The 14,603-nt window shown below is 44.8% G+C and carries 13 protein-coding genes and 1 pseudogene; 10 read left to right on the top strand and 4 right to left on the bottom strand.

The genetic code is table 11. The features are described from left to right. Positions 1–494: 494 nt before the first annotated feature. Positions 495–1,913, top strand: a complete 1,419-nt coding sequence (gene hydG / locus FFM78_RS09960) for a [FeFe] hydrogenase H-cluster radical SAM maturase HydG (protein ID WP_137638289.1) — start codon at positions 495–497, stop codon at positions 1,911–1,913. Between the two features lie 405 nt (positions 1,914–2,318). Here hydG and FFM78_RS09955 read toward each other — a convergent pair whose 3' ends face one another. Continuing rightward, the gene (locus FFM78_RS09955) at positions 2,319–3,494 is read right to left on the bottom strand and encodes an IS256-like element IS1310 family transposase (RefSeq protein WP_003561746.1); all 1,176 of its coding nucleotides are present in this window, start codon (positions 3,492–3,494) and stop codon (positions 2,319–2,321) included. A gap of 164 nt (positions 3,495–3,658) precedes the next feature. On the opposite strand from FFM78_RS09955, the gene FFM78_RS09950 reads away from it, so the two are divergent. The 6 genes from FFM78_RS09950 to FFM78_RS09925 all read left to right on the top strand — a co-directional run bounded on the left by FFM78_RS09950 (position 3,659) and on the right by FFM78_RS09925 (position 9,538). Continuing rightward, a complete protein-coding gene (locus FFM78_RS09950) occupies positions 3,659–4,858 on the top strand; it encodes a quaternary amine ABC transporter ATP-binding protein (protein ID WP_137638288.1) in 1,200 nt (399 codons plus the stop codon). A 4-nt stretch (positions 4,859–4,862) separates the two neighbouring features. Further along, a complete protein-coding gene (locus FFM78_RS09945; RefSeq protein WP_137638292.1) occupies positions 4,863–5,705 on the top strand; it encodes an ABC transporter permease in 843 nt (280 codons plus the stop codon). Positions 5,706–5,716: 11 nt separating this feature from the next. After that, the gene (locus FFM78_RS09940) at positions 5,717–6,622 is read left to right on the top strand and encodes a glycine betaine ABC transporter substrate-binding protein (RefSeq protein WP_004265175.1); all 906 of its coding nucleotides are present in this window, start codon (positions 5,717–5,719) and stop codon (positions 6,620–6,622) included. Positions 6,623–6,795: 173 nt separating this feature from the next. Further along, the gene (locus tag FFM78_RS09935; RefSeq protein ID WP_004265064.1) at positions 6,796–7,734 is read left to right on the top strand and encodes a UbiA family prenyltransferase; all 939 of its coding nucleotides are present in this window, start codon (positions 6,796–6,798) and stop codon (positions 7,732–7,734) included. 175 nt (positions 7,735–7,909) lie between these two features. Continuing rightward, complete coding sequence (locus FFM78_RS09930) at positions 7,910–8,179, top strand: ACT domain-containing protein (protein ID WP_137638287.1); 270 nt, start codon at positions 7,910–7,912, stop codon at positions 8,177–8,179. A gap of 15 nt (positions 8,180–8,194) precedes the next feature. Then, positions 8,195–9,538 (top strand): PFL family protein, encoded by a 1,344-nt coding sequence (locus FFM78_RS09925; protein ID WP_137638286.1) that lies wholly within the window; start codon positions 8,195–8,197, stop codon positions 9,536–9,538. Between the two features lie 150 nt (positions 9,539–9,688). Here the strand turns inward: FFM78_RS09925 and FFM78_RS09920 are convergent. Beyond that, positions 9,689–11,098, bottom strand: a pseudogene (locus tag FFM78_RS09920) (aminotransferase-like domain-containing protein). 246 nt (positions 11,099–11,344) lie between these two features. On the opposite strand from FFM78_RS09920, the gene FFM78_RS09915 reads away from it, so the two are divergent. The 3 genes from FFM78_RS09915 (at position 11,345) to FFM78_RS09905 (ending at position 13,485) form a co-directional block, all read left to right on the top strand. Further along, positions 11,345–11,959 carry a LysE/ArgO family amino acid transporter gene (locus tag FFM78_RS09915; RefSeq protein ID WP_137638285.1) on the top strand — a complete coding sequence of 205 codons (615 nt, stop codon included), beginning with the start codon at positions 11,345–11,347 and terminating at the stop codon, positions 11,957–11,959. Between the two features lie 26 nt (positions 11,960–11,985). Then, positions 11,986–12,522, top strand: a complete 537-nt coding sequence (locus FFM78_RS09910) for a DUF1697 domain-containing protein (RefSeq protein WP_137638284.1) — start codon at positions 11,986–11,988, stop codon at positions 12,520–12,522. 186 nt (positions 12,523–12,708) lie between these two features. Next, the gene (locus FFM78_RS09905) at positions 12,709–13,485 is read left to right on the top strand and encodes a Cof-type HAD-IIB family hydrolase (RefSeq protein ID WP_137638283.1); all 777 of its coding nucleotides are present in this window, start codon (positions 12,709–12,711) and stop codon (positions 13,483–13,485) included. Between the two features lie 163 nt (positions 13,486–13,648). Here the strand turns inward: FFM78_RS09905 and FFM78_RS09900 are convergent, their stop codons facing one another. Both FFM78_RS09900 and FFM78_RS09895 read right to left on the bottom strand, forming a co-directional pair. Further along, entirely contained in the window at positions 13,649–14,203 is a 555-nt protein-coding gene (locus tag FFM78_RS09900; RefSeq protein ID WP_137638282.1) for a ferritin-like domain-containing protein, read from the bottom strand. A 42-nt stretch (positions 14,204–14,245) separates the two neighbouring features. Beyond that, on the bottom strand, positions 14,246–14,473 hold the full coding sequence (locus FFM78_RS09895) for a heavy-metal-associated domain-containing protein (protein ID WP_137638281.1): 228 nt from the start codon (positions 14,471–14,473) through the stop codon (positions 14,246–14,248). Positions 14,474–14,603 lie beyond the last annotated feature (130 nt).

Below are 14,603 nucleotides of genomic sequence, written 5' to 3'. Positions count from 1 at the left end.
GCAAAATTAAAAAAATCTGTACAACCAAGGGACAAGTGTATCCAAAAGTTCAAAGCAATTCTGAGTTAGTTGAAAGATCTCACTAGCTAGAACTGATAAACATCGTATTTCAGCAAAAGATAAAGACATACCCGTCAGTTTTCGAAAAAATACGAAAACTGACGGGATTTTTATGAACTATGAATAATTCAGGATAATTCAGGAGTAACTATCATTTTAAATTCAGAGGCAACCCGTTCCTTTGACTGGATAGCTGATCCCGCAACCTTGTGAAAAAATGTTACCCCACAAGTCTCAACGCTATCAGTCCCACTTTCACGCTTTATTTGCTGTGCGCTATCGGCCCACAACTAATTGAAGCGGAAAGGTCAATGGAACAGGTTTTTTATTGGGATAAAACAAGCCAGCAATGGTTTGATTTATTAATATATTTGGCACCAACTTCAGTACTATAGGGAAAGAGCTTTCTGACCCTGAAGAAAGGAAGGACTACCATGTATAATCCAAAATCTCACATTGCCACTGAGTTCATCGATGATGATGAAATCCAAGAAACTCTGGCCTACGCTGACGCGAATAAAGACAACGCAGCTTTGATCGACCAGATTTTGAAGAAAGCAGCTCTCCATAAAGGGCTTGATCATCGTGAAGCTTCCGTTTTATTGGCCTGCACTTTGCCGGATAAAAATGCAGAAATTCTCGGCATTGCTAAAGGCATCAAGGAAGCGTTTTATGGCAAACGGATCGTGTTATTCGCACCGCTTTACCTTTCCAATTATTGTATCAACGGGTGTGTTTACTGTCCGTATCATAACCAGAACCGCCACATTCCGCGCAAAAAGTTGACTCAAGATGAGATCCGCCGAGAAGTTATTGCTTTGCAGGACATGGGCCACAAACGCCTAGCTCTGGAAACCGGTGAAGATCCGCGGAATTGTCCCATCGAGTATGTTTTAGAATCCATCAATACTATTTATAGTATCAAACATAAAAATGGTGCCATTCGGCGGGTCAATGTCAATATTGCGGCGACCACAGTTGAGAATTACCGGAAGCTGCATGAAGCGGGCATTGGCACATACATCCTATTCCAAGAAACCTACCACAAGGCAAGTTATTTGCAGTTACATCCTTGGGGACCTAAACATGATTATGATTACCATACTGAAGCCATGGATCGAGCACAAGAAGGCGGCATTGATGATGTAGGTATCGGTGTTTTATTCTGTCTAGATAAATATCGGTATGAATTTGCTGGTTTGATGATGCACGCAGAACATTTAGAGGCGGCCTTTGGGGTCGGCCCGCATACCATTTCTGCCCCACGGATCCGGCCGGCTGACGACATCGATCCCACCACCTTTGATAATGGGATCAGTGAAGAAACCTTTGAAAAAATTGTTGCCTGTATTCGGATCGCAGTCCCTTATACCGGTATGATCATGTCCACACGTGAAAGTATGGCTACGCGCCGCAATGTTCTAGATCTAGGTATCTCGCAAATCAGTGGTGCATCTTGTACCAGTGTCGGTGGCTACGCCGGAACTGATCGCGACAGTTTGGAATCCAACCAATTTGATACCAACGATAAACGCACAGTTGATGAAGTTGTCCATTGGCTGATGGATCTAGGCTATGTGCCAAGCTTCTGTACTGCTTGTTACCGCGCTGGCCGAACTGGGGATCGTTTTATGTCCCTATGTAAAAGTGGTCAGATCCAAAATTGTTGTTTGCCTAACGCCTTAATGACTTTAAAGGAATACATGCAGGATTACGCCAGCCCCGAAACTGTGGCGGCCGGCGAACGACTCATTCGGGAACAAGTGCCAGAGATTCCCAACGAACGAATTCGGGAAGTGGTCAGCAAGAATTTGGAAGCAATCACTGCTGGATCCCGGGACTTTAGGGTTTAAGCTTAACAAACACATGGCTGACTGAATTTAATTTATAAACTAAAACATGGCCTGAATGGGATCCGGTAATCCTATTGCGACCATGTTTTTTTTGATGGCCTAATTAAGGGCTTGTGAATTTTAAAAGGGATTAATTCTCATTTAATTTTAATGTACAAAGGAAAATAGTTGCATTTTCAGATTGGTTCCGTTTTAGAACTAATCTGATTTTTAAAGACTAACATAAAGCCCCATCTAGCGATTTTTTAATTTTTAAAGAAAGTTGGTTACCTAACTATCACATTAGAATAAAATGAGAATAAAAGTGGACGGTGTGCAACTTTCACAATAAGCCTGTATACTTTTTGGTAACATCAAGAATCTTGTGTAAATGAAATGCCTTCGTACATATAATATGTATCTAACTTAAATAAATGATGCTTCCAAGGTGTCCTGGAGTCCTTTGAACCCTCGGTGGATCCGCTTCAGAGACTTCTCGTTATAAACATTAAACTGAGAAACCAGGAAGCGATCCAGTGAATCTTCCGTTGGAAATTGTTCTTTGTGGTGGGTGGTGCGCTTGAGATGCTTATTAAAGTTCTCAATCAGGTTAGTGGAGTATAGTGATTGCCGGATAGCTGGTGGAAAGTCCATGAAAGTGAGTAAATTCGGCATTTTAAGCAGATCTTTGATTAATTTGGGATAGGTCTGATGCCAGTTGTTGGCGAACTCATTCAGTTTCAGTTCGGCTGCTTCACGGTTGGCGGCCCGATGAACTTGTTTAAAGTCACTGATCACGGCCTTGCGGTCTTTTACGCGAACTTTGTTCATCAGATTCCGCCCAACATGAACCAGGCAACGTTGTCGTTTGGCTTTAGGGAAATGCCGGTTCAAGCCTTCATCCAAACCAACTAACCCATCGGCCACAAACAACAGCACATCTTTAACGCCCTGCTTGATCAAGGTTCCCAGCAGTTCAGTCCAGATTCCAGTCGATTCCGTTGGCGCCACTTGGTAGTTCAGCACTTCTTTCGTACCATCTGGACGAATGCCAATCGCAATATGAACGGCTTCTTTTTGAACGGTATCCCGCTTTAACGGCAAGTAAGTGGCATCTAAGAAGATGGCCGCATATTGTGAAGCCAGTCGACGTTGCTGGAAAGCTTGAACCTGTTCATTGACGGCTTTAGTCATGTTGGAAACCGTGGCTTTGGAGTAGTGAGCACCGTACATTTTCTCAATAAGTTCGGCAATTTCAGCAGTGGTAATTCCCTTGGTATACAACTGAATGACCGTTGTTTCTAAATTATCACTGTGCCGACCGTAGGCTGGCAAGGTATGATTTTCAAACCGGCCATTGCGATCTCGAGGAATGGTTAAGTTAAGTTGGCCGTACTTCGTATCAAACGAGCGCTCATAACTGCCGTTGCGGTTATTACCAGTGTTAATCCCGGCGTATGAGTAGCGTTCGTAACCCAAAAACTCTGCCAATTCGGTTTGAAGCAGCTGGTTAATCGCAATTTCGAGGTGGTGACGAAAAACTTCGTCCAAATCTTGCTTTTGGGCTAGTGCAGCGATAATTTCTGTGGTAAGTTCATTCATGGGGAATGCCTCCTGTGATGTTTTCTGTGATTACTAAATATCATAAGGGAAGGCATTCCCTATTTCTATACAATTCAGAAATCTTTTATGCATTTACACAAGATATTTTACGCTCTCTACTTTTTAGATATAGTTTTCAGAAAATGAAATCAAAGGGGGATTCTATGACTATCAAATTACAAGTTAAAAATCTAACAAAAATATTTGGTAAGCGCGTGCCGCGTGCCAAAGAATTACTGAAACAAGGAAAATCAAAAGCAGCGATTCTAAAGGAAACAGGTGCGACAATCGGTGTCGACCGGGCTAACTTCGAAGTAGAATCTGGCGAGATTTTTGTCATTATGGGACTATCTGGGAGTGGTAAATCAACATTGGTTCGGATGATCAACCGGTTGATTGAGCCTACTGAAGGTAGTGTATTAATCGATGGCGAGGATTTAATGCAGATTGATAAGAAGGCATTACGTGAAGTCCGGCGTAAAAAGATGAGCATGGTATTCCAAAATTTTGGGCTCTTTCCAAATCGAACGATTCTTGAAAATACAGCCTATGGGCTTGAAATTCAAGGCATTGATAAGGCGACACGGGAACAAAAAACGAATGAAGCACTCGATTTAGTTGGTTTAAATGGTTATGGCGATCAGTATCCGACACAATTATCTGGTGGGATGCAACAACGGGTTGGTTTAGCGCGTGCATTAGCGAATGATGCTGAGATTTTATTAATGGACGAAGCTTTTTCTGCGCTTGATCCATTGAATCGTTCTGACATGCAAGACCAACTACTCGACTTGCAAGAAACGATGCACAAAACAATTATCTTTATTAGTCATGATTTAAATGAAGCGCTCAAAATCGGCGACCACATCATGATCATGAAGGATGGGGAAATCGTTCAAACCGGGACACCGGAAGATATCTTGACACGGCCTGCTGACGAGTATGTAGAGAAATTCATCGAAAACGTTGATCGTAGTAAAGTTTACACGGCCGGCAACGTTATGATTCGCCCAACGACTGTTAATATTGAAAAAGATGGCCCTCGTTTGGCCTTAAAACGAATGCGTGAAAATGAAGTTTCTAATGCTTACGTTGTCAACAGTAAACGTGAGTTAGTTGGGATTATTGATGCGCGTGATGTACTTGAGTTAGTCCGCAAAGAAAGTCGTGATTTGCAATCAATCGTGAATACTGAAGTTCCAACAACCGATGAAGAGACACCAATTGCTGATATCTTAGATGATATTTCGCAAACGGGCATTCCGTTTGCTGTCTTAAATGATAAGCAACAATTACGTGGGATTATTATTCGCGGGGCCGTCTTAGGGGCACTTGCAGGAAACGAGGTGAACCATTTTGCTTAATTTAATGACGATTACTAAATTACCAATTGCCAATTGGATGGATCACTTTGTCGATTGGCTGACACAATTTACTGGCTTTTTTAATGGTTTAACGAATTTTATTGGCGGAATTATCAACGCTTTCCAATGGGTGTTTGATTTAATCCCCATCTGGTTATTCATCGTGATTATCGCTGGCGTCACTTATTTAGCGAATCGCGACACCAAAAAATGGGGTTTAATTATCTTTGAAGTCCTCGGCCTACTCTTGATTTGGAACCTTGATTTCTGGCGGGATATGACGCAAACGTTAACGTTAGTGTTAACCTCGAGTCTGATTTCCCTCGTAATTGGGGTGCCACTTGGAATTTGGATGGCCAAAAGCGATATTGTCCAGGCAATATTTAAACCCATCTTAGATTTCATGCAGACAATGCCGGCATTTGTTTACTTAATTCCAGCCGTTGCCTTCTTTGGTATCGGGATGGTCCCGGGCGTTTTCGCATCAGTGATTTTTGCCATGCCACCAACGGTTCGTATGACAAACCTTGGGATTCGCCAAGTGCCAACCGAATTGATCGAAGCCTCTGATTCATATGGCTCAACTGAATGGCAAAAGTTAATTAAGGTTCAATTACCATTGGCGAAATCGACCTTAATGGCTGGGGTTAACCAAAGTATGATGTTGGCCTTATCAATGGTCGTGATTGCGTCAATGATTGGAGCAATGGGCTTAGGAACACGAGTTTACTTTGCTGTTGGCCGGAATGATGCTGGGGGCGGTTTTGCAGCCGGCTTGGCAATCGTAATCTTAGCGATTATTATTGATCGTTTAACCCAAGCTTTGAACCGGCAACGTAAACATTAAGGAGGGATTCAGTGATTAAGAAGAATAAATTAATAGCTTTTTTCACCTTAGTGGGGCTCGTCACACTTCTAACGGCCTGCAGTTCGCAAACTAAGCCGTACGCTACCGATGAGAAATTAGGCGGTCAAATTAATTACACGATTACCGGAATTGACGCGGGTGCTGGGATTATGGCATCCACACAAACTGCAATTAACAAGTATCATTTGAATGATCAGAACTGGCAGTTGCAAACCAGCTCAACTGCGGCAATGACCAGTACGTTAGACAAAGCGATTGCGGATAAACGCCCAATCGTCATTACTGGTTGGCAACCACATTGGATGTTTACTAAATATCCAATCAAGTTTTTAAAAGACCCCAAAAATGTTTTTGGTCAAGCTGAACACATTAATACGGTTGTTCGTAAGGGGCTAAAGAAGGATATGCCAGAAGCATATACCATCTTAGATCGATTCCATTGGACGCCAAAGGAAATGTCGACCGTAATGCTTAAAGTCAATGACGGTGTTGAACCTGAAAAGGCGGCGCGCGATTGGATTCAAGACAATCCAGAAAAAGTTGCTGAGTGGACTAAGGGTGTTAAAAAGGTTCATGGCACGAAAATTAAGTTAACCTATGTGGCTTGGGATTCAGAAATCGCGTCAACTAACGTGGTGGCTGAAGTTTTACGTCAACAAGGTTATCAACCAACGATTCAAGCTATGGAAATTCAACCGATGTGGGCGTCAGTCGCAACTAAAGCAGCCGATGCACAAGTTTCCGCATGGTTACCGAAGACCTCTGGTTTATACTACAAGGATTACAAAGGTCAGATTGAAGACTTAGGTCCGAACTTAGAGGGTGCTAAGGTCGGTTTAGCTGTACCTAAGTATATGACGAATATTAATTCGATTGAAGATTTGAAAACAAAATAGAATCAAACAGCGTATGCGATCTGTTCAGATAGAACATGGTTAGATGATCAAATTTCGGCTGTTGAAAGAGTCGGTTAGGGCAAAAGTTACTTTTGTTCCAACCGACTCTTTTTTTATTTGTTAGACATTCTCTGTTAGAATAGGACTATTGAATGTTATCGGAGGCGGAATAGATGTCTGTTAAGGCGTTTTTAGATTTTATCGAATTACGCACTAAAGTTGGTAGCGTGATTCCCTTTATGGCTGGGTTCTTTTTTACGTTGTATTATTTCCACCAAATTGATCCGATCAATACCGTGTTGTACTTCTGTGCATTGGTGTTAATTGATGTCTTCACAACGGGATGGAATAATTACAACGACTTTCACCTCGCTAAAAATGAAACGCTCCAGCAATCAACCAGTGCATTAGGACGACAAGATATTGCCCCTAAGGTTGCTTTACGCTGGTTGATCGGCTTTATAAGTACGGCAACCGTTCTGGGGCTGATTCTGGTCTGGCGCACAAATTTAATTGTGTTAGCCATCAGTGTTCTGTTCATCTTAATCGGGATTTTATATACTTACGGCCCATTCCCAATTTCACGATTACCACTGGGTGAGTTGTTATCGAGTCTGGTATTAGGGTTCGGTAATTTCTTTTTGACGGTGTATGTCAACGTTCCGGCGGATCAGTTGGTCGATTTGCGCTTTGATGGGCCGTTAATGTTATTCCAACTGAATTGGCTGAATGTGATTTTGGTGTTTGTGGCGAGTTTACCAACTGTCTTCCTGATTGCTAATTTGATGTTAATGAACAATATTTGTGATTACACAGTCGATTTAGAGAATGGGCGGCACACATTAATCAGTTACATTGGTCAAAAGCGCGGCATTCAACTTTATCAACTTAGTGCGTATAGTTGTTACGTGGTGATTATTGTTGGGATTGGCCTGAAATTATATCCATGGCCAGCAGCGCTAGCTTTTGCGAGTGGCCCAACTTTGTTACGTAATGGGTTTGCATTACAGAAGAGTCAGGAAAAACGCGTTGTATTTGGTACAGCGGTTCAGAATCTAATTGTCTTTAACGGTTTTTGGCTAGTGGGAATGTTGATTGGCCTCTATCTTTAAATGAAAAGTCACTGCGGTGGCTTTTTTGTTTGGGCGATCATTTAAACTAACTGGAATTTAACAGCAACTATTTTAAATAGTGGCACCGCATCATTTTTTATTTTTCAGAAAAAATGGCAATTTGATGAATAATCAATTAGAATTAAGCGTATCAAATATAAAAGGTGGGTTATTTATGCGTGCAGTCTTAACCGTCGTTGGACGAGATAAAGTTGGAATCGTGGCGGGCGTCAGCCAAACATTGGCGCAATTACAATTTAACATTGTCGACATGAGCCAAACTATTATGCAAGGTAATTTTACTATGATGCTAATGTGCGAATTATCCGCTACAGATGTGGACTTTGAGCCAATTCGCGCCCAACTGAACCAATTGGGGCAGCAATTAGGCGTGCAGATCCGAATTCAGCGTGAAGAAATTTTTGACACAATGCATAAAATTTAATGGAGGTGCCGGAGCTTGGAAACTAGCCAAATACTGGAAACGATTCGCATGATCGATGAGGAAAATTTAGATATTCGCACGATCACTATGGGTATCTCACTGTTGGATTGTATTGATCCAGATATTGAGCAGGCCTGCCGCAAAATTTATCAAAAGATCACCACTAAGGCAGCGCACCTAGTTGAAGTGGTCAATGCCATTGAAGCTGAATATGGGGTGCCGATCATTCACAAACGGATCGCGGTGACACCGATCAGTATCATTGGTGCGGCAACTGCTGCAACGGACTATTTACCCTTTGCCCAAGCCTTAGATCGCGCCGCTAAACAAGTCGGCGTTAATTTTATTGGCGGTTTTTCGGGTTTAGTTCAAAAAGGGTACCAAAAGGGGGATGAGATTTTAATTCACTCACTTCCCCAAGCACTGAGCCAAACTGAATTTGTGTGCGGGTCGGTCAATGTGGGTTCCAGCAAGTCAGGGATCAATATGGATGCGGTACGTGATATGGGGGTGGCCGTTAAGGCTGCCGCCGCACTATCGCCTTTAGCGCCGGCAAAATTAGTGGTGTTCGCCAATGCTGTTGAAGACAATCCCTTTATGGCAGGTGCATTTCACGGTGTTGGTGAAGCGGACGTGGTGATCAACGTTGGGGTCAGCGGTCCCGGTGTGGTCAAGCGTGCGCTGGAAAAGGTTAAAGGGCAGCCGTTTGACGTGGTGGCCGAAACGATCAAGAAAACGGCCTTTAAGATCACGCGCGTCGGTCAGTTAGTCGGTCATATTGCGGCCCAACGGTTGGCCGTACCTTTTGGGATCGTTGATTTATCGTTGGCGCCGACGCCGAAAGTTGGCGATTCTGTTGCCCGAATTCTAGAAGAGATCGGTTTAGAAACGGTGGGCACCCACGGAACCACGGCCGCCTTAGCTATGCTCAATGATGCAGTTAAAAAAGGCGGCGTTATGGCCTGTAACCAAGTCGGCGGCTTATCCGGTGCATTTATTCCAGTGTCCGAAGATGAAGGGATGATCGCCGCAGCCAGCAGTGGGGCGCTGAATTTGGAAAAATTAGAAGCGATGACGGCGGTTTGTTCGGTGGGGCTCGACATGATCGCGATTCCGGGTGATACGCCGGCGACCACCATTGCCGCGATGATCGCAGATGAGGCCGCGATCGGGATGATCAACAACAAAACCACTGCGGTGCGGGTCATCCCGGCCGTTGGCGCTAAGGTTGGTGACAACGTGGAATTTGGCGGCTTACTGGGGCGGTCACCGGTGATGCCCGTTAATACAGCCTCAGCCGCGGATTTCATTGCTCGCGGCGGACATATTCCTGCACCGATCCATTCGTTTAAAAATTAGTAAGGTTAGTGACGATCGTTGGTGCTAGGCAGATTTGTTTTAACTAAGTGGCTAAATCAAGCGCGCTTAACGTTGAATGATCAGCGTTTTCTAATAGAGCAGCGTGATACTAAAAAGTGGCGCCAGCAATGGGGCCACTTTTTTGTCGTTTCATTTCGCGTGCTGGATAAGTTGCGCTAAGACCTTGATCCCGGCTTGGAATTTTTGGGGGCTAACATAGGCGTAGGACAAACGGATCGCGTGTTCCGCACCATAAACACTGCCTGGATTAAACAGAATATGGTGACGCAACGCCGCTTGAAACAAGCGCTCAATGTTGATCTGCGGGGCCAGGTGCAGCCAAATGTAAAAGCCACCGCTAGGCGTTTGCCAAGTGGCAGCGGTGCTAAGGTACTGTTGTAAACTGGCTAGCGCAGCGTCGCGGCGTTGACGTAACTGCTGGCGGAGTTCAGTTAGGTAATCATCATACGCAGTATCTGCCAATAGCGCCGCCAATAATTGTTGTGCCAGCGAACTAGCGCCTTAATCGGTTTGCATTTTCACGTCGCTTAGGCGCCGGATCACTGCCGTGGGGCCGACTAGCCAACCTAAACGCAGGCCAGGCGCTAAGGTTTTCGAGATCGTGCCAAGATATAGCACATTACCGGTGTGATCCAGCGCTTTTAGCGGTAGTGGCGGCGGGGTTTCCAGCCATAGCTCTTGATAGGCGGTGTCCTCGATAAGCGGTAATTGCTGCTGTTGGGCAAATTGCAGTAGCGCTTGGCGCCGCGCCAAGGTCATGACGCTGCCAGTGGGATTTTGGAAACTGGGGATCGTGTACAACAATTGTTGCTGTGTAGCCGGCGGAATTTGCCAATAGCAGAGGCCGCTGGCGTCCTGAGGTATGCCTTTTATAGTGGCGGCGGCCGACTGGAAGACTTGCAGCGATTTAAGGTAGGTGGCAGCTTCAGTGTAAACGGTGGCACCAGGCCGCAATAAAGCGACTGAGATCAATTCTAATGCCTGTAACGAGCCGGAAGTGATCAAAATATTTTCTGGTTGGACGTTGATCTGCCAGCGGTGCAGTCGTTTGACCAATGCTTGGCGTAAATTCAGCGCGCCTAATGGTTCCAAATAATTCATTTGCGTGATCTGCGGCGTGATCGTTTTTAATTTGGTTTGGATCAAGCGTTGCGGGAAAAGTTCAGGCGCTAATTCACCGGTACTTAAGCGTAAATAATCGGCGTTTTCCAGCCGGTTGATCGTTTGGATCGTCGGTAAGTTGGCGTTGAATTGACCGTTCAGATAGTGATGCCAGTCCAGCGTCAGCGACCAAGTATTGCTGGCGACGCGGGTGCCGTTGCCGTAAGCACTGGTCAGTACACCGGCGGCCTGCAGATCATTTAATGCAGTGACGATGGTGCTACGGTTAACGCCAAATTGTTGGGCCAGCTGGCGTTGTGCCGGTAATTTTTCCCCTAGCAACCAATTTCCTTGTTGGATTTGTTGGCGGCAGTAGGTACTGATCTGTTGGTAAAGGGGAACGGTTGCGTTGGGATCGGGGCGCCAATTGATTTGCATGCGAAGACTCCTTTCACTGTTTGGTCCTTATTTGATGACTGTTCCCAATAATGGTTGGGTGAGTTTTGCGGATTTGGTTGGCGACAAGCAGTTGCTTCATCTCTATAATAGGCAACTAACAGTGAAAAGAAAAGCTTAATCAGCCTGCAGCTAAGGTGTGCTTTTCAATAAATTTAATGTAAACGGAGCTAAAAACGCTGCAAGCTAATCATCTTTTTAGCCCCGTTTTCGTAAAGGTTGGTTGGTATGATTCATTATTTACAAGGTTTATTATTTGGCATTGCTTATATTGCACCGATCGGGTTGCAAAATTTATTTGTGATCAATACGGCACTGGCCCAACCGCGGCGCCGGGCACTAAAAGTTGCGGTGATCGTGACCTTTTTCGATATCAGTTTGGCGCTGGCGACATTTTATGGTGTTGGTCGGTTGTTGACTTGGTTGCCCTGGTTAAAATTGGTGGTGCTGGGCGTTGGTAGCTTGATCGTGTTGTACATCGGCGTCAGCTTACTGCGCGCACAGGCCCCGGAGCTGAAAAAAAGTAGTACGCAACCCTTTAGTTATTGGCGTGCGATTATGGCGGCTTTTGCCATCGCGTGGTTAAATCCCCAAGCATTACTGGATGGCACGTTGCTGTTAGGGGCCTTTCGGGCATCGTTGGCCCCGCTAGCCGCTGACTTTTTTATTGGCGGCGTGATGACGGCTTCGGCGATTTGGTTTTCCGGCCTGACCCTGCTGATCTCTTGGTTGCGTGATCGTTTTACCACTAAATTTTTATTGTTACTGAACCGGATTTGTGGCGGCGTGATCATTTTATACGCTTGGAAATTAGTCAGCGAATTTGTGCAGCTGATTTGGTAGAATAGATAAAAAAAGGTGGTGGGCCAATGCGCTATTTGATTTTGTTGCGCGGCGTCAATGTTGGCGGCAAACACCGCGTCGTGATGGCCGAACTGCGCCAACAGTTAACGACGCTGGGATGCAAACAGGTACGCTCGTACATTAATAGCGGCAACTTACTGGTTGATAGCGACCAAAGCTTAATTGAAATGCAAAACACGGTAACCGCACTTTTAGCGGCGCAATACCCTTTTCCGATTGCAGCGGTGGTCATTGAAAAGGCGGCTTACTTGACTGAAGTAGCGCAAGTACCAACTTGGTGGGGTCAAGCCGGCGAGCTCCGGCATAACGCGCTGTTCTTTTTACCCACCTTTACAGAGTCGCTGTTAATACCGTTACGGCAGCAGGTGACGACTTACGAGCAGATCTATTACGGCCAGCACGCGTTGTTTTGGACCGCGCCGGCGCAGCAACATTATTCGCGTAGTTTATACGCCAAGCTATCACCGTTGGCGCTCTACCCGGCGGTGACGATCCGCAATCGTAATACAACGTTGAAGCTGGCGGCACTACTGCAGAATTAATGCATTTAATAAGATATGTAGTATAATAAGAATAGCTAAATATAACGTCTGGTTATATTAATTTGGTATTTTAGACTAATTTAGCGTACCTGTGTTTAAAAAAGGTGCCGCGTTTTGCTCCGACAGACAAGCACTTAAAAGTTGCGCTACGTTAATTTTCATTTCAAACAAAGGAAGGACTTCTGCATGTATAAAGCTGTCGTTTTTTTCGATTTAGATGGAACTTTATTTGATAATGACAAACAAGTCACACCGGCCAGTATCAAGGCGATCGCCCAGTTAAAGGCCAATAATATTTTGCCAGTGATCGCCACCGGCCGTAGTTTATTTGAAATTACTGGCACTTTGACCCAAGCCGGCATCGATTCTTGTGTTTGTGCGGACGGCAGCTACATTCAAGTCGCCGGGCGGCCGCTGAAAACTGAATATCTGAAAACGGCTGATATTACGGCAATCACTGAGTACGCACAACAAACGGAGCTGGCGGTTTCTTACTATAATCCCAATGGTTTTGTGGTCAGTCACGAAAATAAATTGGTGCGGGCTAATTATCATGAGTTGCAGGAACGGATCACAGTGGCACCAGATGCCTACTTGACGACTAAGGTGAACATGCTTTTTGTATTTAGTCCGGATACCGATAAGCAGGATGATGTTTATCGGCAGAAATTTGCTGGCACCTTCAGCTTTTATCGGAATAATCGGCGGGGCCTTGATGTGGTCAAGGCCGGCGTTTCTAAGCGCTCTGGTATCGAATATTTATTAAACCACACCGATCTGGAAAACGTACCAACTTACGGCTTTGGCGATTTCTACAACGATCTACCAATGTTTGATGTTGTCAAAACACCGATCGCCATGGGCAATGCGGTTCCGGAAATGAAGGCTAAAGCCGCTTGGGTCACCGCTAGCAATATGGATAACGGGATCGTCAAAGGGCTGCAACATTACCATCTGATTTAAGGTGCGATCACTATAAAAGCGCGTTACCTTATAGCACACGTTTTGACTATCTTGTTCAGCAATACAACAAAGGCGCAGACATCAATTACTGATGTCTGCGCCTTGTTTGTGCTACCGAACAATTTAATGATGTGCAGTTGCAAGATAATGTGAGTGGTGGCGATTAATCTTCGTCATCGTCGTCTTCTTCAACTAAGCCTTCCCACGCAGTTTTGCCAAGAATGGCTTGTAAGCGGCGAATGGCTTGATTGTTTTGACCACGTAAGTTCGTTAAGAAAGCAGCCATCGCTGGCCGGTTTTCCTTAGTTGCTAAAGCAATAGCGCGATCAATGAACATGTTTTGCGTGGCGTAATCGTGCGCGGTAATGTCAACTAGCTCAGCGTTGCTACGGTATTTGTTGCGGCCATCTTCTTCTAGCATTGCGTAATTCGCGTATTCGGCGCTAGTTGACGGTGGTAATTCATTTTCATCCAGCAAAACTTTAGCTAGCGCGTCGAAATTCTTGCGGCCGGCGCTGATCAATTCTGTGTACAGTGGCTGTAGGGCTTCAGCGGCGAAGCCTTCTAAGAACCAACTAGTTTGGTGCAATTTAATATTGTTAACGTGTAGATTGGCTAAAATATGGCCCGTCATGGCACCGGCAGTTGGAGTGTGGTGATCTGTGTCGGCCTGTTTGATTTCAGCTTGGTAACGTGCTTCGATTTCTTCTTTACTCATAGTGTAACCCTCCAAATTTAATTTTCTAAGTGTAAATGATCCTTAAGCTTTGACCTTAATTTTTTCAACCGTGTAGCCTAATTTAGTTACAACGGCAGCTAAGTCTTCGGCGCTGGTCTGCTCGTCGTTAAAATCGGCTTTGACTTTGCCAGCGTTGAATAAAACTTTGACCTTTTCTACGCCGGCGTGGTTCTTGACCGCGTTTTCGATTTTTTGCATACATGAAGGACAAGTTAATGCATCTAATTGTAAAACAGCTTTTTTCGTCATATTGACTGCAACTCCTTTGTTTAACTTTACTTGATGGTTATAGTGTACCGCGCCAGGCGCAGGTGGAAATTGACAGCAGTCAAGTTTACCTGAATTCTTGACCCTAAGTTTAACGAGAAAAGAAAAGCTG

Origin of the sequence: Loigolactobacillus binensis (genome assembly GCF_005405165.1) — a bacterium.
Classification (GTDB): domain Bacteria; phylum Bacillota; class Bacilli; order Lactobacillales; family Lactobacillaceae; genus Loigolactobacillus; species Loigolactobacillus binensis.
The sequence above is the reverse complement of the archived record's forward strand: the minus strand, read 5'-3'. Positions and strand labels throughout refer to the sequence as shown.

Bases quoted from the DNA above. Each gene is read 5' to 3' on its own strand.
- hydG (WP_137638289.1), top strand. From the start codon at position 495: ATGTATAATCCAAAATCTCACATTGCCACTGAGTTCATCGATGATGAT.
- FFM78_RS09955 (WP_003561746.1), bottom strand. From the start codon at position 3,494: ATGAATGAACTTACCACAGAAATTATCGCTGCACTAGCCCAAAAGCAA.
- FFM78_RS09950 (WP_137638288.1), top strand. From the start codon at position 3,659: ATGACTATCAAATTACAAGTTAAAAATCTAACAAAAATATTTGGTAAG.
- FFM78_RS09945 (WP_137638292.1), top strand. From the start codon at position 4,863: ATGACGATTACTAAATTACCAATTGCCAATTGGATGGATCACTTTGTC.
- FFM78_RS09935 (WP_004265064.1), top strand. From the start codon at position 6,796: ATGTCTGTTAAGGCGTTTTTAGATTTTATCGAATTACGCACTAAAGTT.
- FFM78_RS09930 (WP_137638287.1), top strand. From the start codon at position 7,910: ATGCGTGCAGTCTTAACCGTCGTTGGACGAGATAAAGTTGGAATCGTG.
- FFM78_RS09915 (WP_137638285.1), top strand. From the start codon at position 11,345: ATGATTCATTATTTACAAGGTTTATTATTTGGCATTGCTTATATTGCA.
- FFM78_RS09910 (WP_137638284.1), top strand. From the start codon at position 11,986: ATGCGCTATTTGATTTTGTTGCGCGGCGTCAATGTTGGCGGCAAACAC.
- FFM78_RS09905 (WP_137638283.1), top strand. From the start codon at position 12,709: ATGTATAAAGCTGTCGTTTTTTTCGATTTAGATGGAACTTTATTTGAT.
- FFM78_RS09900 (WP_137638282.1), bottom strand. From the start codon at position 14,203: ATGAGTAAAGAAGAAATCGAAGCACGTTACCAAGCTGAAATCAAACAG.
- FFM78_RS09895 (WP_137638281.1), bottom strand. From the start codon at position 14,473: ATGACGAAAAAAGCTGTTTTACAATTAGATGCATTAACTTGTCCTTCA.